The organism is Nitrospirota bacterium (assembly GCA_035516965.1).
In the GTDB taxonomy this organism is placed as follows: domain Bacteria; phylum Nitrospirota; class UBA9217; order UBA9217; family UBA9217; genus MHEA01.
Genome location: DATIZR010000120.1, coordinates 48,687 through 66,608, shown reverse-complemented (window position 1 = coordinate 66,608; position 17,922 = coordinate 48,687). Strand labels below are relative to the sequence as shown.

Sequence of the window (17,922 nt, the reverse complement as noted above, 5' to 3'; positions counted from 1 at the left end):
CGATGCCGGATCGATTGAAGCTGCATCTTCTGAACCTGTATTTTTATACGTTGTTCCTTTTGCTCTCTGCGATCGGGATCCCGGCATTGACGTTGTTCGTAGCGGTAACGAGGCTCTTCCAGTCGCACCGGCAGACGATGAAGCGGTTTCGGCGGGCTATCAGCTTGTACGGGAGGCTGATCACGGCGATCCCGTACCCCTTCATCAGGCTCCAGTTTGAGGATTATTCCGGGAACGGCCCCGGAGAGCCGTACATATTCGTGAGCAACCACCGGTCGGCATCGGATGCATTCCTCATGTGCGTGCTGCCTCACGAGTGCATCCAGATCGTGAACGTATGGCCGTTCCGCATACCTGTTCTGGGACTGTACGCGAAGTTCTCGGGGTATCTGAACATCAGGCTGATGTCCCCCGGGCAGTTCACGGAGAAGGCGACAAGATTGCTGAACGAGGGTGTGTCTATCATCTTCTTCCCCGAGGGGACGCGGTCGGCGAGCCTTAAGATGGGGAGCTTTCACGGAGCGGCCTTCCGGCTGGCGCTGGCATCGAAGGCTTCGGTGGTACCTCTCTGCATCTCGGGCAACGAGAATATCCCTCCCAAAGGCTCGCTCCTCATGAGGCCGGGGACCATAAGGGTACGCAGGCTGCCGGCCATCCCGTGGGATGAATACAAGGACCTGAACGCCTTCGCGTTCAAGAACAGGGTCTGGCGCATCATCGACAGGGAGCTTGCCGCCATGGAGAACCGCCTATGAGCGCGATCGAATTCGACCGGAACCGAAAGCTCGAGTTCCTCAGGCCGGAGGAGATCAGGAAGGTGCAGGAGTCGCTGCTGCGGCGGCATGTGCATTACCTGGCCGATCATTCGCCCTACTACCGGCGGCTCTTTCAGGATCGCTGGGCCGATGTCCGGAGCATCAGCCTCGAGAGCCTTCGCGAATTCCCGCTGACCGACAAGTCAGCGCTGGGACAGCATAACGACGATTTTCTCGCCGCGCCCCGGGCGGAGATCGTGGACGTCGTCCTGTCCTCGGGTACGACCGGCAGGCCCACGGTGATGATGTACACCGAGAACGATCTCCGGCGCCTTGCCTATAACGAGGAGATCTCTTTCGTCAGCTGCGGCCTGAGCAGGGATGATGTGGTCCTCTTGACCTGCACGCTTGACCGGTGCTTCATCGCCGGCCTGGCCTATTTCTCCGGCGTGCGGAGTCTGGGGGCCGCCGCCATCAGGAACGGCCTGAACAGCGTCGAGAGCCATCTCGAGATGATGCAGCGGCTGAAGCCGACGGCAATCGTCGGCGTCCCGACGTTCCTGCTGAAACTGGGGAGATTCATTGAGACCCTGGACATCGATCCTCGCAGCCTGGGCGTATCGAAGCTGATCTGCATCGGGGAGCCGGTCAGGGACCGGAGCCTGTCGTTCCTGAAACTGGGAGAGAGCCTGGAAGCGGTCTGGGGCGGGAAGATCTATTCGACCTACGCATCGTCCGAGACGATCACGTCCTTCTGCGAGTGCACGGCGCAGCGGGGCGGCCACCTGCATCCGGACCTCGCCGTCGTCGAGATCGTGGACGAACAGGGGAAGGTCCTTCCCGCGGGCGAGACGGGCGAGGTCGTGGTCACTCCGCTCCAGATTGAAGGAATGCCGCTGTTCAGGTTCCGGACGGGCGATGTCAGTTTCCTGACCGGCGAGCCATGCTCCTGCGGAAGGTTCTCGCCCCGGCTCGGTCCCATCCTTGGCAGAAAGAAGCAGATGATCAAGTTCCGGGGGACGACGCTCTACCCGAACTCGCTCTATGCTGTCCTCGATTCTTTCCCGGGAGTCAGCGAATACTACGTTACGGCGACGAGCGACTACGACCTTTCCGACAGGATCACGGTCACGGTGGCGGTGAAGGACAAGGACTGCACTGCCGCGATGATCATGGACAGGCTCCAGGTCCATCTGCGGGTCAGGCCGGAAGTGATCGTCACGAGCGAGGATGAAGTGCGAAAACAGGTCTACACCGGGAATGCCCGGAAATTAACCAGGTTCGTCGATAAGAGAAAGAGCCCATGAATACTTGTCAGACACGCATCTACGCGGCGGAATTCTCCGCCGCAGAAATCGCAGAAGCGGTCCAAAACGGCAGGCTGCTGTCGATGGAAATCGAGTTCAACAGCGTCTGCAATTTCCGCTGCGTCTACTGCTATGCCTTCGAGAACGGCCGGAAGCGGAACGAGCTCACGAAGGAACAGTTCCAGGAGGTCATCACCCAGGCAAAGGACCTGGGAGCGCGCAAGATCATCGTGCTCGGCGGCGAGCCCATGCTCTATCCCCCCATTTTGGAGATGATCCGGTTCATCCGGGGCCTTTCCCTGGAGATCGAGCTGTTCACGAACGGGACGGGCATCACGCCGGACATGGCCGCCACGCTCTATGACCTGAAGGTGAGGGTCGTGCTCAAGATGAACACCTTCGATGAAAAACTGCAGGACACGCTGTCCGGGAAAAAGGGAGCCTACACGCAGATCCGTGACGCCTTCAACAATCTGAAGAAGGCCGGCTATCCGTCGGAAGACCGGTTCATGGGCGTCAGCACCATCATCTGTCAGCAGAACATCGAAGAGCTTCCCCGGCTGTGGGAATGGCTGCGGGACCAGAACATCGCGCCCTATTTCGAGATGATCACGCCCCAGGGCGGGGCAAAGGACAATGCCGCCCTCGACATCACCACCAGCCAGGCGGAAGAGTTTTTTCACAAGATCGCCGAGCTCGACCGCAGGAAGTACGGGAATCACTGGGACCCCAGGCCGCCGCTCGTGGGCGGGGTCTGCCTCAGGCACCAGTTCTCCTGCGCCGTCAGCTCCGAAGGCAACGTACAGCCCTGCGTGGGTGTCACGATCCCGATCGGCAATGTGCGGGAAAAAAAGCTCAAGGACATCCTGGGGGATAGCGAGGTCGTCCAGGACCTGAAGCGTTACCGGCACATGATCAAGGGTCCCTGCGGTTCCTGCGAACACCTGAACGAGTGTTACGGCTGCCGCGGTGCGGCCTATCAATTGACCGGTGATTATCTTGCCTCTGATCCGCTCTGCTGGAAGAACCTGGACAAAAAAGAGGAGATCCTCTACCTCCCCGTTGACGCGGCCCTCCTCGTGCCGCATAAGCCCCCGATGCTTCAGATCGACCGGCTGATCGAGATGAAAGAGCGCGCCTCTGTCTCGGAAATGACCGTGAAGGCTGACTCTATCTTCATGAACGGCAGCGGGACCCTGGACGAGGCCTCCTATCCGGAAATCATTTCCCAGGCGATCGCCGCGCAGGAGGGGTTCCGCAAGCTCGGCAGCCGGGACTCGCAGCCGGAAGGTTTCCTGCTCGGCATCAAGAAGCTCGAGGTCCTTGGGTCCGCGAGGGCCGGCGACACACTCCGCATCTCCGTCGTGAAGACCGCGAAGTACGGCGATTTCGGGATCGTGCACGGCGAGATACACCACGGCGCTGAACTGGTCGCCCGCGGCGAGGTCAAGGTCTATCAGAGCGGCGTGGAAACGGTGAACAAGTAATGCTCCTGCGAAAACTGATGAAGTTTTGTGCGCCGATCCTCCTCCTGGTGTTCGTCAACCTTCCCGTGACGCTGATTGCATCCGAGAAACCTGCCGGGGGGCAACCCGACATGGCGGTGTTCCTGGCCGAGCTGGGGAAGAGGGTTTCCGACTTCTCCACGCTGAAGACGGATTTTTTGCAGGAAAAAGAGATGGCCATGTTCAAGGAGAAGCTCGTCATGAAAGGCCGGATCTATCTGCAAAAACCGAACAAGGTCGCCTGGCATGTCGATTCCCCGGTACGCTATTCGGTCCTGATCACGGACAGGGTCATACGGCAGTGGGACGAGGACACGAACAGGGTGCAGGAAATATCTCTTGCGAAGAATCCAATCTTTCAGAATGTGCTGAACCAGATCACGGTCTGGTTCTCCGGCGACTACTCGTCGCTTCTCGCGGTAAATGATATCCGGCAGGTGCAGAACGATCCCCTCGTGCTCGAGTTCGTCCCGCAGGAGAAGAACGTGGCCAGGAAGGTCATCAAAAGCATCACGATCACGTTCCGGGACGATGGGAAGTACCTCAAGCAGATACGGATCAAGGAGGTGAGCGGGGATGTCACGACCATCATCTTCCTCAACACCCTCCTGAACGTTCCCCTGGACAGTTCCAGCTTCGAGGTAAAAGGACATGGGTGATCGCTTTTTTTCGCGCCTTTTTGAGCTCTCGCGGGCGCACAAGCGGCTTGTCCTGCTGATCATCGCGTGTTTCACGGCGGCAGCCGTTGCCGGGCTGACCCTAATCCGCTACGAAGGAAACATCGACCTCATGCTCCCCCCTGACCCGGAAGTCACGAGGAGCCTGCAGTTCCTGCGCGAATCGAACCTGTCCGACAAGATCATCATTTCTCTTGCATTGAACGACCCGGAAAAGGGAAAGAAAGAGCTCTTCTCCGCCGTCGACCAGCTGTCCGCCGCGCTCACGCCGCCGCTGTTCACCAAGGTCATGTCCGGCATCTCCGTGGCCGACGCGATGGATGAGTTTTCGGTGCTCCAGTATGCGCCGCAAGTTCTGACGGGGGATGAACTGGCGGCGCTGGACCACGAGATCACGCCGCCGGCCGTTGCCGCAAAACTCAAGCAGATCTATCTCCAGTCCTTCCGGCCCGAGAGCATCTTCACGGCATCCTTCTCCCGAACGGACCCGCTCGGGATTAAGTCGCTGCTCTACGGAAAGCTAAAGGCCCTTCCCGCATCCATGGGTTACGACGTCGCCGTCGAGGACGGCCACTTCGTGAGCCGCGACGGCCGCCACGCGATGGTGATCGCCCAGACCTCTGTTCCCATGACGGACAGCCAGCGGAGCAAAGAGCTCCTCCGGGTGCTGGAAGGGGAGCTCGGGCGCTTGCCTGAGAGTGTTACCGCGGATGTCATCGGCGGCCACCTGCATACGGTGAGCAATGAAAAAGTGATCACCCGCGACATCAAGACCGCATCGGCGATCGCTTCGATCGCGTTCATGGTTCTCTTCCTGGTCGTCTTTCGTGACCTGAGGGTCTTCTTCGTCTACGTCATCCCGATCATCGCTGTACTCTGGTCGATCATCCTGACGAGCGCTGCGGAGGGGACGCTGTCCTACCTGGTCATCGGGTTCGGAACGGCGATCGCCGGCATCTCGATCGACTACGGCCTTCTGGTCTACATAGCCATGAAGCGGGGAGCCGACGCATCCCAGATGGTGAAGCTCGCGAAGCTCGTGTCTATCGACGCAATCACCACAGTATTCAGCTTTTTCGTGCTTTATTTCTCGGTGATCCGGGGATACCATCAGCTGTCGCTGTTCTCGATGCTCTGCGTGCTTCTCTGCCTGGGGCTCTCCCTCGCGGTCCTTCCTCTCGTCCTGTCCTGGGACCGGTACTCCCTCGCGTCGGACCCGACGATCGGCAACCGGATGAAAAAGGTCCGCTGGCCGGCCCGGACGATCGTTGTCGTCTGGTCGCTCCTGACCGCCGCGGCACTCGTATTCTCGTTCCAGGTTAAGTTCGACAGCGACGTGAAGAAACTCGACGGGAGCGAACCGTCGGTCCTCAAGGCGGAGCAGAACTTCCACGACACCTGGGGAGGCAAGAGCAACCAGGCGATCTTCGTCGTTCAGGCGAAGACCTATGAAGAGGCGATGGAACTGAATGACCGCGTGTACCGCGAAGCGTCAGCGGTGGTCGGCCCGGAGAATTTCACGAACATCGGGATGTTCTGGGCGTCGGAAAGGACCAGACGGGAGAATGCGCAGCGCTGGGACAGTTTTTGGCGGACCGGCAGGGAAGCGAAGCTCCGGATCATGATCAGCCGGGCCTCGGCGCAATACGGTTTTTCGGACCGGGCCTTCGCTCCCTTTTTCAGCGGGCTGTACAGCCATCGGGTCGCGGGAAATAATAATGCGAACGGCATGGTGGCGCGGATCCAGGAGCGCTTTGTTGTGCGCCGGGACGATTCATGCAGGGTCCTTTCCTTTTTTCCGGACGAGCCGTCCTCTGTCGATGCTCTCAGCGCGATCGCACGGGACCATCCAGGCTCCTTCATCGTTTCGGGCAGGAAGCTGTCAGATTCCATATCGGCGTTCACGATCCGGGAAGCGAAGATCCTGGCACCGCTCGCGTTCCTGTTCAACGTGGTGCTGGCGTGGTTCTTCTTCCGGAATTGGCGGGAGGCCTTCATCTCCCTGGTCCCGGTCATCACGGGCGTGACGTGGCTCATCGGTTTCATGGCGATCTTCAAGATACCCCTGAACGTGGTGAATATCGTCGCCGCGATCGTGACGACCGGCGTCATCGTGGATTACGGCCTCGGCATGACCTATGAGTACCGGTACAACCTCAGGATCGGAACGGTAGTCGCCGTGACGCTGTCGGCCGCGACGAACATCATCGGGGCTGGAGTCCTCCTCTTTGCCAAGCATCCAGCGTTCTACTCGACGAGCATCGCCATGGTGATCTGCATGACAACGGGCTACCTCTCCTCGGTCATTGTCGTCCCGTCGCTGTGCAGCATCCTGACGCCGGCAAACCGGGAGCAGGCGCTGTGAAAACGATTGTTCCGGCGGCGCTTCTTGCGGGATTGCTGTTTGGCTGCGCTTCGCCCGTTCCCTTCCGCGCTGCGGCGCCAGTCGCCGTGGACGATGCCGATCCTGTGGCAGTGGCGGAGCGGTTCGGAAGAGCTGTTCCCGATGATTTTCATTTGCTCAGCTCCATTGTTTTTGAGTATAATTGGTTCTCCGTTTCCGGGATCGGATACCTCGATGTAGACACCACTGCCGGGCGATACAAGGTCGTTTGCATGAACTACCTCGGCGTCAAGATCTTAGAGTTCGAAGGCGACCGGAACGGCCTGACCCACAAGTACATGATAGAACCGCTGGCCCGACAGGGGGACATCGCGTCAGTGGTCGCAGAGGACATCAAGCGGATCTATCTGGACCTCGTACCCTCGCTCGATGCACGTGTGGTGAAGAGGAGACAGGCTATCCTGTTCCGGCAGCGGTCCGGCGACGGGGCCCTGGAGTATGAGTTCTCCGGCGAGGGGCTGCCTCTGACCAGCAAGACGTACCGGGAAGACCACCGCGCTGTCTGGAGGGTATCTTATTACGAGCACCGGAGCAGGAACGGCAGGCTCTATCCCATGGGCATTGTTCTCTCGAACTACCGGAACGGATACCGCTTGATCGTGCGGCAGAAGGAGATTCGCGAGTGACAAAGGTGAAGGCTGAGATCGTGCGCTGCATGAGCGCCTTGGAATCGCGGGAGCGGACGGTCACGTCCCGGTTCCGCTTTCCCGCGGATTTCGTCGGGTTCCAGGGGCATTTCCCGGACAACAAGGTCCTGCCCGGTGTATGCCAGATCCAATGCGCGCTCTCATCGCTGGAACAGGCGAAGCACCGGCATGCCGCGCTCCGGGAAGTCGTCCTTGCCAAATACTTCGCGCCGGTCGCCCCGGGCGAGGAGATCACCTGCTCATGCAGTGACGTCCTCGATGCAGGCGAATTCACGTTCAAGACGATGATCACGCGGGGAGACACCAAGATTGCGGAACTGAAATTGCGGGTCGCCTTCACCGACTGAGACGAGACGATGATACCACGGAGGAAGACAACCTATTTTGAGCGGATTGCCGGAGCGCCGGCTCCCATCGTCGTTGATATCAGACGTCGCGTGCGCTTCAATGAGGCCGACCCGATGGCGATCGCGTGGCACGGCAGGTACCCGCTCTACTTCGAGGAAGCATCCGAGGAGCTTGGAAGACGGTGTGGACTGTCCTACAGGGACTTCTTCGAAGCGGGCCTCCGCGCGCCCATTGTGGACCTCCATATCGACTACTACCGGCCGATCTTCCTGGACGAGGAGTTCACGATCAGGGCATCTCTGATCTGGCATGAAGGAGCGAAGCTGAACACCGAATTCCAGCTGCTCAAAGGGGATGGCACGGTGGCCACCAGTGGCTACACGGTCCAGCTCTTTACGGATCACCGGACCGGCGAGGCCTGCATCATATCTCCGGAACTGATCGAGCGGGTCAGGAAAAGATGGAAGTCGGGAGAGTTCCACCAGCATCCATGAAACCGGTCATTGTCGCGCATGATATGGTAACCTCCTACGGCCTTGGTGTGGATACCTGCTGGAGAGGCGTCACTGACAACAGGACGGCTATCGGTCAGGTCACCCGCTTCAGGACTGAGGCCTTCCAGTCCGGCTGCGCGGGGATTGTCCAGGGCCTGCAGTACAACGGGGACGGCTCGCTCGTCCTGCAGATGCTCCGGATGCTCTTCAGGGATGCTGGGACTGCGATCCCCGCTGATGCGAGGCTGCTGCTTGCTTCGACCAAGGGAGAGATCGATCTCCTGGAGCGGTTCGTTCTCGAAGGCCGGGGAGACCCGGAAGACAGCACCCTGGACCGGCTCCTGACCAAGGTCGAAGACCTCTGCGGGGCGCGCGGCGGGGGCATGGTTATGTCGGCAGCCTGCACTTCATCCTCTGCCGCTGCAGCGCGGGCCGCCTCTCTGATCAAAAACGGCCGCGCTGATGCGGTGCTCGTTGTTGCCTGCGACAGCGTGACGGAATTCATTTTTTCCGGCTTCTCGTCGCTCATGGCGCTCGACCGGGCACCGGCCAGGCCCTTTGACCGGAGCAGGGCCGGTTTGAGCGTGGGCGAGGCCGCGGCATACGCTCTTGTCATGAGCGAGGAACGGGCGCGGCGAGAGGGAATGCCGGTGCTCGGCGAGATTGCCGGGTGGGGACTGAGCGACGATGCCAATCACATGACCGGACCGTCGCGGGAGAGCGAAGGCCTGATCCTTGCCCTGAAAAAGGCATTGGCATCTGCCGGCGTCGGCCGGGAACAGATCGGGTTCATCAGCGCCCACGGCACCGGGACCGTGTACAACGACGCCATGGAAATGCGGGCGTTCCGGGAGGTCTTCCCGGGCGCGGCAGTCCCGGCATACTCGATCAAAGGCGGCATCGGTCATACCATGGGGGCTGCCGGGCTGGTCGAGATGATCATGGCGCTGCGGGCGCTGCGGGAAGGGATCGTCCCCCCAACGGTGAACCTGACCACACCCGACGATGATGCGGCGGGATGGGTATCGGACCGATTGAGACCGGTCAGTACGGGTATGCATGCGTTGGTGACGAATGCCGGGTTCAGCGGCATCAATTCAGCGATCGTACTGGCATGAGACGGCTTCTCATGCGCCAGGCTGACTAATGTCAAAGAAGATTATTCGAGCATGACGATAAGCGTACAGGGCATAGGCTGGCTTACGAAGGATGCGTACGGATGCATCGTTCGGAAAGAGCGGTCGATCTATGACGGCGGACCCGGCCCTGATTCGTTGAGAGACCAGCTTTTCCCCCGGCCCGTCAAGAACTTCGGACGCTTCGACCGCCTCTCGCGGATGGCATGCTCCGGCGTGGCGCTCGCGCTCCGGGACGCGGGGTTCGAGGATCCGCAGAAACGGGACATCGGCCTCATCGGCACGAGTCGGGAAGGATCGCTCCGCACGGACCTGGACTATTTCAGGGACTACATAAAAGGCGGCAGGACGCTGTCCCGGGGGAACCTTTTTATCTACACGCTGCCCTCGAGCCCGCTCGGCGAGGCGGCCATCCAGTTCGGACTCCTCGGCCCCCTGTTCTATGTCGCGGACCGCGGCCATTCCCTGGCACCGCTCCTCGACCTGGCCGCTGAAATGATCGAGAACCGGGAGGCTTCCTTCATGATTGCCGGAACGGCCGGGGAAGAAGAAGCGCTCTTTCTGGTCATGGGAACGGAGGGAACCGGCCGAACAGACGATCTCTGCAGTTTCCCCGTTGCACAGGCAATCGTTCAGTCAGCCCCGGAAGTAACGGGGATCATTCAGAAATTCTCTTTCGTGAGCAGCAGGAAAGGTTTCGCGTGAAGATTAAACTGATATACCCCCAATGGCCGAAACTGGAACGGCAGACGGAATTTCACCTCCCCCCGCACGGGCCGATCTGTTTTGCGTCGACTGTGCCGGACGACTGCGAACTGGGCTTTATCGACGAGCACGTGGAAAACATCGATTTCGACGAACCCGTCGACTTCGTCGCCATCTCCTGCATGCTTACTTGCCAGATCCCCAGGGGGTGGGAGATCGCCGACCGCTATCGGAGCAGAGGCGTTCCGGTCATCTTCGGCGGCATCGGGACCATGCTGCATGCCGAGGAGACAAAGACGCACGCCGATGCCGTGTTCCTGGGCGAGGCAGAGGGCCGTTTCGGCCAGGTCATCGATGACCTGAAGAGGGGACAACTCAGGAAGGTCTACGACTACCAGTGGAATTTTCCGGACATGAAGCTGGTCGGCCCTGCCCGGCGGAACATCCTCAAACGCGACCGGTACAACTACCGGGGCGTCCAGATGGTGGACCTCATCCATGCCTCGCGCGGCTGCCGGTTCAACTGTTTCCCGTGCTGCACGCCGTTCCTCGGCGGACGTGAATTCCGTCCGAGGCCGATCGACGACGTCGTGCGCGAGGTCGCGGCCATCGACAACAACCGGCTCTTCTTCGTGGACAACTCCATGGCGCAGAACGACCAGTGGGAGAAAGACCTCTTCCGGGCGCTGATCCCGCTCAAGAAGAAGTGGGTCTGCCATCCCATCAAGGACAATGACGAGATCCTGGATCTCGCGGCGCAGGCAGGCTGCTGGTACGTGTACCAGGCGATCTTCGACACGTCGGATTACATCCGGAACCGCGTCAAGCGGCTGCAGGAGCGGGGCATCGGCGTCGAGGGCACGATCATCCTGGGGACCGACGAACAGGACGAGGACTACATCAGGCGGCTTGTGGATTTCCTGCTCGAGATCAACCTCGACCTTGCCGAGTTCACGATCCTGACCCCGTTCCCCCACACACCGATCCGGGAAACGCTGACGAAGGAGGGAAGGATCCTGTCGAACGACTGGCGGAACTACACCGGAGGAAAGGTGGTCTATCAGCCGGCCAGGATGACGCCGTCCAGGCTTCAGGACCTCTATTACTACGCCTGGGACACCTTTTACCAGGAAAGCAGCCAGAACCTCAGGATGGCGAAGCTGTTCCTGAAGGTCATCGAGAAGGAAAAGGCGGACGGCACCTACCAGGGGGCGCGTCTGCGGCGGCGGAAGTGGCAAAAGGACATGGTAACGGGGACCTCGCGATGAAGATCCTTCTTATATCGGCGAATGTGACCACGTCTCCCTATCCGATCTACCCGCTTGGCGTGAGCATGATCGCGGCGGCCCTCACCCATGCCGGCCACGAGGTCCTGCAGGCGGATTTTCTGCAGCAGAAGACGTCCCTCGAAGCCATCGGGAGCGAGGTAAAGCAGTACGCGCCCGATCTCGTCGGCATCTCGGTCCGCAACATCGACAATGTGAACCTCGTGAGCGAGCAGTACTATATCCAGAACGTGAAGAACATCGTGTCCACGGTGAAAAAGGTATCGACCGCAAAGGTGTTGCTCGGCGGCGCCGGCTTCTCGCTGGTCCCCGAGCTGATTCTGCAGGAGACCGGTGCGGATTACGGCATCGTCGGCGAGGGAGAGGTCCTGGCCGTCGAGTTCGCGGACAATGCGGCACGGGGTGTCTATCCCCGCGACCCTATCATCGGGCCCTCGGCGCGGATCGCCGGCGACAGGATCGGGTCGGCGCTGTACGACGAACGGCTGCTCGAGTTCTATCTGCACAGCGGCAACATCGCGTCCGTTCAGACGAAGCGCGGCTGCGCATATAAGTGCGTGTACTGCACCTATCCCGTGCTCGAAGGCTCGCAGCTCAGGCGGCGCGAGCCCCGGGCCGTGGTCGACGACATCGAGCTGCTCAGGGACAGGTTCAAGACCAAATACCTCTTCTTCGTCGACTCGGTCTTCAATGATGACGAGGGTGCCTACCTTGAGGTGATCGACGAGATGCAGCGCAGGAGCGTCTCCATTCCCTGGACGGGTTTTTTCAAGCCCCGGGGGCTGACCGACGAGATCGTGGAGCGCATGAAAAAGACCGGTTTCGCGGCTGCAGAAGTAGGCGCCGACGCCGCGTGCGACACCACGCTCAAGAAGATGGGCAAGAACTTCACCTTCCGGGACGTCATCGAATGCAATGACCTGTTCGCGCGCCACGGAATCTCCACTTCCCACTTTTTTATGTTCGGGGGGCCCGGCGAGACGCCCGAGACCGTGGAGGAGGGCATTCGGAACATCCTGTCCCTGCAGAAATGCGTCGTGTTCATCTTCATGGGGATCCGGATCCTCCCGGACACGCCGCTCGCCCGACTCGCGGTCAAGGAGAACCTCATCAAGCCCGATGAAGGAATGCTCCATCCGGTCTACTATCTGTCTCCCGCTGTGGACAAAAAGCAGCTTGAGGAACGGCTGACAAGGGCATTCGAAGGTGTGCGGCACTGCGTGTTCCCGCCTGACGCGTACGACAACAGCCTGCAGATCCTGCACAAGCTCGGGTACACGGGCCCGATGTGGGACCTGCTCCTTCCCGGGAAGAACAAGGAGAGGGCGCGGCATGCACCTAAGTAAGCACGCCACGGACGGCCGCGTCTGGATCGCGGTCCCGGTCTATAACAATGCGGCCACCATCAGGACCGTCGTGGAACAATGCCTCGCCATGCTCTCAAACGTGATCGTGGTTGACGACGGCAGCACGGATGCCGACGTCTCATCACTGCTGGGCGGCCTTGCTGTTGTGATGCTGAAGCACGAAAAGAACCTCGGCAAAGGACAGGCGATCCTCACGGCCTCGCGCTCTATCGAGGAGCGCGGCGGCGTCTTCATGATCACCATCGACGCTGATGGGCAGCACGACCCGAGCGATGTCCGGCGGTTTTTCCCGGTAATCGAAGAGGACGACAGGAGCGTCATCATCGGATCCCGGGACTTCAATACCGGGAACGTGCCGGCTTCGAGCAGGTTCGGCAGGGCCTTCGCGAACTTCTGGCTCAAGGTGGAGACCGGGGTGACGGTTGATGATTGCCAGAGCGGCTTCCGCGCCTATCCGGTCCGCTATCTGAACCAGCTCACCTTCAAGGGCAGCCGCTACGACTTCGAGGCCGAGGTCCTTGCCAAGGCGTCTTGGGCGGGACTGACGCTGAAAACGGTTCCCGTCTCCGTATGCTATCCGAAGCCCGGGGAGCGCGTATCGAGCTTCCGGCCGTTCCTGGACAATCTTCGCCTCACGGGCATCCATTCCATGTTGGTAGGCAGGCGACTGCTGCCGGTGCCGCATCACAAACTGGTGAAGCCCGCAACGGCACTCAACCTCTCCCTCCTGCGACACCCGGGGAAGGCGCTGAAGATGCTGATCAGGGAGAACGCCACTCCGGAGGGGCTTGCCCTGTCCGCGGCAGTTGGCGTCTTTCTGGCGGTCCTGCCGCTTCTGTTCGTGCATTCGCTCGTCATCCTCTACGTGTCCCTGCGGCTGAACCTGAACAAGATCGTGTCCCTGAACGTCCAGCATATCGCGATGCCGCCCGTGGTGCCGGCGCTCTGCATCGAGGTCGGATACTATATGCGCCACGGGCAATGGCTCACCGATCTCTCGTTCCAGACAGTGTTCGAGCAGTTCTCCGCACGGCTCTATGAATGGCTTCTCGGTTCGCTGGTCATCGCGCCGCTCCTCGCCCTCCTGACCGGCGCGATCGTCTTCTTTGCCGCGCTTGCGATCCGGAAGGCAAGGTACGTCTATGTCGCAGGCAAGGGCAACTGACCGGAAGCGGGGGAACAGGATCGGGTTCTGGTTCTTCAGAACGGCGGTCCGCGTCTCCGGACTCGCCGGGGCCTACGGCCTGCTGTACCTGGTGGGGCTCTACTACCTGGCATTCGACCGCCCTGCAGTCAGGGCGAGCCTGGCTTATGTGAACCGCCGGTTCCCGGGCCACGGCCGGCTCCGGCGGCTGCTCGATGTTTACCTGCTGTTCGTCAGCCAGGGCAAAAGCCTCCTCGACCGGTATTACGTGATTGCCGGCGGAACAAGCATCGAGATCGACATCCAGGGCCTGGAACGGCTGAAGGGCCTCCTTTCAGGCGAGAAGGGACTGGTCCTGCTGACGGCCCACGTTGGAAACTGGCAGGTGGCCATGACCGTTCTGCGGAGGCTGGGAAAGACCGTCCACCTGCTGATGCGGCCAGAGGACAACGCCGCGGTCCGGGAGTCGCTGGGCATCGACCGGGACCAGAGTGCGATACGCATCCTGCACACCGATGACACGCTGGGCGGTGTGGTCGAAGCCATGAAGGCGATCAGCCGCGGCGAACTTGTTTCGATCATGGGGGACCGGACGTACGGGTACAGTTCCCAGGAAGCCATGCTTCTGGGCGGACCCGTTTCCTTTCCCTACGGAGCGTTCACGATCGCGGGCGCGGCCCAGTGCCCCGTAGTCGTACTGCTCTCGGCGAAGGTCGGGCGCAGGAAGTACCTGACCGACGTCACCCACGTGATCGAACCGCCGCGCGGGAGAGCGAGGGAGAAGCAGGAACAGATCAGGGCCTGTGTCCAGGAATATGCCCGCGTCCTGGAAGACTACGCGGATCGTTATCCATACCAGTGGTTCGTGTTCCGCGACATGTGGCGTTCCAATGAGTGACGGTGCTGCTGGCCTGGCCGCATGTGCAGCCGCTGCATGCGTTGTCAAACGAGATCATTCAACCGGTGAAGAAGGAGAGAAAGTATGGCAGAAGCAAAGGAACAGGAACTGGTGCAAATCCGCAAGGACCTCAAGGAAATGATCGTCCGCGATCTTTCGCTCGAGGATGTCAAACCGGCGGACATCAAGGACGATGAGGTTCTCTTCGGGGAAGGGCTCGGGCTCGACTCTCTGGACGCCGTGGAGATCGTCGTGCTGCTGCAGCGGAACTTCGGCGTCGAAGTCAAGAACATGGATCAGGGCAAGGAGATATTCCACTCCATCAATACCATCGCCAACTTCATCTACGATAACAAGAAGTAAAGAGCTCCGGGAGAAGGGTGCGACGATCCGGAAAGCGCGCCGGGGTATGTACACAGGGGTCCCCGTTCAGCTGATTCGTGGCGCCGCTCCCGGGGCCGGGGCTCGCTGTCCTGTGCGAATGCTCCGGTCAAGAAGGTCGACCACGATCAGCGTCTTCAAGGGAAGTCCATGTAGGCGTTCGAGAAATGGGAAGTATGATACACAATGAAGCGCTGACTATCATACGAGAGAAACTCTTCTACGGCTCCGTAGATTACACCAAGAGCCAGCCGGACCTGTTCATTCCTCACCACTTCAAGATACTGGCCCCGTCGCAGACCGACTGCTTTCTGGAGCGGGTAAGAGAGAGCCTGGTAGCAGAAGAGCTCTTGCTCTATGTCCACCTTCCGTTCTGTTTCTCCGAATGTCTGTTCTGCAATTCCTTCCCTCATCCCGTGAGCAGGGAAGCCCAGGATGATTATCTGGAGAATTTGCTGAAAGAGATAGAATTGGTGGCGGGCCGCGGAGTATTCTCTGGCAAGAAGGCGCGATGCATCTATTTCGGCGGCGGAACCCCCACGTCATTTCCCAGCCGCGACATCAACCGTATACTGGAAAAGCTTTCCTCTATCATCGGATTCAGTCATGCGTGCAACGTAACGTCGGAAGCGCATCCCGCCACGCTCTCGGATGCAAAGCGGGTACGGGAACTGCGGAATATCGGCATCAACAGGCTCAGTATCGGTTGCCAGACCTTTGACCAGGAGATCCTCGCTCGCTGCAACAGAAAGAACACCCGGGGACAGGTCGCAGACGTCGTGAGGGCCGTGCAGGATGCCGGGATATCGATCAACATCGACATGATGACCGGACTTCCCGGACAGACCATGGACAGTGTGGAAGCTGACCTGGCCATCCTTGAGGGAATCCGTCCTGATTCGGTCGAGTATATCAGGCACGAGATCGTGAACCCCTTGATCGTCAAGCTCTACAAAGAACACCCCGGCCTGGTCGTGAGCAATGACACTCTTTTTGACATCGTGTTCAGGACGCAGGAATGGATGAGCGCGAACGGATACGAGCAGAATGGCAGTTTTACGAATGACGCGCAATGGCCCTATCGCTATTACTGGTTGAAAGAGATACCGATCATCGCATTCGGTTCGCGGGCGCGGTCGTATACCAAAACGATCTGCTATGATAAGTATGAAGAGCTTTCCTCGTATACGAACATCATCAGAAAAGGCGGGCTTCCGATCGGCAGATATATCGACCTGACCAGACGGGAACAGATGTTCCGGACGCTCTTGCTGAGCCTGCAGCTGGCTGAAGGCGTCGATATCCGCCGGTTTCACGGCAGGTTTGCCGCAGACCCCCGGGATGTCTTCTCCCGGCTCTTTTCGGAGCTCGGAGGTTTTGGGTGTCTCCTGCAGGAGAATGGGTTCGTTCGTTTATCGAAATACGGCGCGTTTTTCGTGGAAGACGTTTGCGACTACATCATCGACTCGGTATTGACCGAGGAATCGGATCATCTGATACGGGCGCCACATTCCGAGGGCGGAACCTCTTCCCGGCTCACGAGTCCAGGTACATCGTGATCGCCCGGGACCGTCAGACACGATAGCCAGCCCAGCTACGTTTACGGGAACAGAAAGAAGCCCTGAACAAGATCCGGAAGCCTACATGAACCGAAAAAAATATCTCCTCGTTCCGGGCAACAACGCGCTTTCCCACGTGGCGAAATGCCTCGCCCTGAGCGAGGCGCTCATCGAGAGAGGCCATGAAGCGCGGATAGCGGTGAGCAGGAAACATTCAGCGTTCCTGACGCGTCTTTCGATCGAGCATTTCGTTCTGCCTGATATCCAGGAAAATGACGATTCGGGCTTCCCTTCCGTGGAATGGTTCCGGGACCCCCGCAGGATTGCTGCCTGCATCCATGCCGAAGTCTCTCTCCTGAGGGAATACCGGCCGGACCGCGTGCTCGGTGTATTCCGGTTCACGCTCAAGGCCTCTGCGGCCATTGCGGGCGTGCCCGTTGACTCCCTGATCTGCGGCTGCATGACTCCGGTTTCCGAGGACGTCCTCGGGTTCGCGGAAGACGAACCCGGGCGCGACATGCAGCGCATCATCCTCGACGGCTTCTTCCGGTACGCCGGATCAAAGCTCGGAGCGTCGATCACTGCTTTCGGACTGCCGAAGAGCAACGGAGACATCCGGAACAGCCTGCTGGGGGAGCGCACCTTTCTCTGGGACTTTCCCGAGTTCGCTCCGCTGCGTCAGCGGAAGGACCTCCTTCACGTCGGTCCGATTTCCTGGAACCGATGGCCTGCCGACCCTGTTGATATCGACTTGCTGCTGGCGGGCGGACAACCGCTTGCAGTCGTCGCCTTCGGCACCTGCACAGTCTCCTTCACTCCCGTGCTGCGGATCGTCCAACTGCTGCTCGACAGAGGGTATACGGTCCTGCTCGCAGGCGGCGGCCAGAAGGAATTCCTCGGCTGCGTGCCTGCTGATCCCCGGGTCGTCTCCATGACCTTTGCACCGCTCGCAGCAATCCTGCCCCATGCCTCGCTCGTGGTCACCCACGGCGGACAGCTTACGGTGTTTGAATCGCTCCAGAACCGGATCCCCGTGATCGTCATGCCGTTTCAGCCCGAGCAGGCCCACAGCGGCGTCTGTCTCGAGAGGATGGGGTGCGGTCTACGGCTGATACCACCCCAGCCTTTTCAGGGAAATCCGCAGATCTACATGGAGGCCCTCGAACGGATGTCTGACGATGAGGTCCACGTGAGGATCAGCAGCCTGCTGGTGAAGTCCGGTCTTTCAGGACAGCTTCTGCAGGCCCAGACCACCTTGGCGCGCTACGGCGGCGTGACCGCCCTTGCGACCGCTCTTACGGAGTCTTAG

Annotated in this window: 17 protein-coding genes; all 17 read left to right on the top strand. The window is 60.0% G+C overall.

All coding sequences use genetic code 11. The features are described 5' to 3' along the window. The first annotated feature begins 2 nt into the window (after positions 1-2). The 17 genes from VL197_17800 (at position 3) to VL197_17720 (ending at position 17,922) form a co-directional block, all read left to right on the top strand. Complete coding sequence (locus tag VL197_17800) at positions 3-755, top strand: lysophospholipid acyltransferase family protein (protein ID HUJ19846.1); 753 nt, start codon at positions 3-5, stop codon at positions 753-755. After that, positions 752-2,062, top strand: a complete 1,311-nt coding sequence (locus VL197_17795) for an AMP-binding protein (protein HUJ19845.1) — start codon at positions 752-754, stop codon at positions 2,060-2,062. The genes VL197_17800 and VL197_17795 overlap by 4 nt, the downstream gene beginning before the upstream one ends. Continuing rightward, entirely contained in the window at positions 2,059-3,549 is a 1,491-nt protein-coding gene (locus VL197_17790) for a radical SAM protein (GenBank protein HUJ19844.1), read from the top strand. Before VL197_17795 ends, VL197_17790 begins: the two co-directional genes overlap by 4 nt. Then, complete coding sequence (locus tag VL197_17785) at positions 3,549-4,226, top strand: outer membrane lipoprotein carrier protein LolA (GenBank protein HUJ19843.1); 678 nt, start codon at positions 3,549-3,551, stop codon at positions 4,224-4,226. Before VL197_17790 ends, VL197_17785 begins: the two co-directional genes overlap by 1 nt. Beyond that, entirely contained in the window at positions 4,219-6,609 is a 2,391-nt protein-coding gene (locus VL197_17780; protein HUJ19842.1) for an MMPL family transporter, read from the top strand. The genes VL197_17785 and VL197_17780 overlap by 8 nt, the downstream gene beginning before the upstream one ends. Next, the gene (locus VL197_17775) at positions 6,606-7,274 is read left to right on the top strand and encodes a hypothetical protein (protein HUJ19841.1); all 669 of its coding nucleotides are present in this window, start codon (positions 6,606-6,608) and stop codon (positions 7,272-7,274) included. Before VL197_17780 ends, VL197_17775 begins: the two co-directional genes overlap by 4 nt. After that, a complete protein-coding gene (locus VL197_17770; protein ID HUJ19840.1) occupies positions 7,271-7,642 on the top strand; it encodes a hypothetical protein in 372 nt (123 codons plus the stop codon). The genes VL197_17775 and VL197_17770 overlap by 4 nt, the downstream gene beginning before the upstream one ends. Positions 7,643-7,651: 9 nt before the next feature. Further along, the gene (locus VL197_17765; GenBank protein HUJ19839.1) at positions 7,652-8,137 is read left to right on the top strand and encodes an acyl-CoA thioesterase; all 486 of its coding nucleotides are present in this window, start codon (positions 7,652-7,654) and stop codon (positions 8,135-8,137) included. Then, on the top strand, positions 8,134-9,255 hold the full coding sequence (locus tag VL197_17760) for a beta-ketoacyl synthase N-terminal-like domain-containing protein (protein ID HUJ19838.1): 1,122 nt from the start codon (positions 8,134-8,136) through the stop codon (positions 9,253-9,255). Before VL197_17765 ends, VL197_17760 begins: the two co-directional genes overlap by 4 nt. Positions 9,256-9,306: 51 nt before the next feature. Then, a complete protein-coding gene (locus VL197_17755) occupies positions 9,307-9,978 on the top strand; it encodes a beta-ketoacyl synthase N-terminal-like domain-containing protein (protein ID HUJ19837.1) in 672 nt (223 codons plus the stop codon). Next, positions 9,975-11,246, top strand: coding sequence for a radical SAM protein (locus tag VL197_17750; GenBank protein HUJ19836.1), 1,272 nt, complete (start codon positions 9,975-9,977; stop codon positions 11,244-11,246). The genes VL197_17755 and VL197_17750 overlap by 4 nt, the downstream gene beginning before the upstream one ends. After that, entirely contained in the window at positions 11,243-12,610 is a 1,368-nt protein-coding gene (locus tag VL197_17745; GenBank protein ID HUJ19835.1) for a lipid biosynthesis B12-binding/radical SAM protein, read from the top strand. Before VL197_17750 ends, VL197_17745 begins: the two co-directional genes overlap by 4 nt. Continuing rightward, positions 12,597-13,796: a DUF2062 domain-containing protein gene (locus VL197_17740; protein ID HUJ19834.1), complete on the top strand. Its 1,200-nt coding sequence runs from the start codon at positions 12,597-12,599 to the stop codon at positions 13,794-13,796. The genes VL197_17745 and VL197_17740 overlap by 14 nt, the downstream gene beginning before the upstream one ends. Continuing rightward, a complete protein-coding gene (locus VL197_17735; GenBank protein ID HUJ19833.1) occupies positions 13,774-14,673 on the top strand; it encodes a lysophospholipid acyltransferase family protein in 900 nt (299 codons plus the stop codon). The genes VL197_17740 and VL197_17735 overlap by 23 nt, the downstream gene beginning before the upstream one ends. A gap of 84 nt (positions 14,674-14,757) precedes the next feature. Next, positions 14,758-15,036: a phosphopantetheine-binding protein gene (locus tag VL197_17730; GenBank protein HUJ19832.1), complete on the top strand. Its 279-nt coding sequence runs from the start codon at positions 14,758-14,760 to the stop codon at positions 15,034-15,036. Between the two features lie 185 nt (positions 15,037-15,221). Further along, positions 15,222-16,613, top strand: a complete 1,392-nt coding sequence (locus tag VL197_17725; protein HUJ19831.1) for a radical SAM protein — start codon at positions 15,222-15,224, stop codon at positions 16,611-16,613. Positions 16,614-16,698: 85 nt separating this feature from the next. Then, positions 16,699-17,922, top strand: a complete 1,224-nt coding sequence (locus VL197_17720; protein ID HUJ19830.1) for a glycosyltransferase — start codon at positions 16,699-16,701, stop codon at positions 17,920-17,922.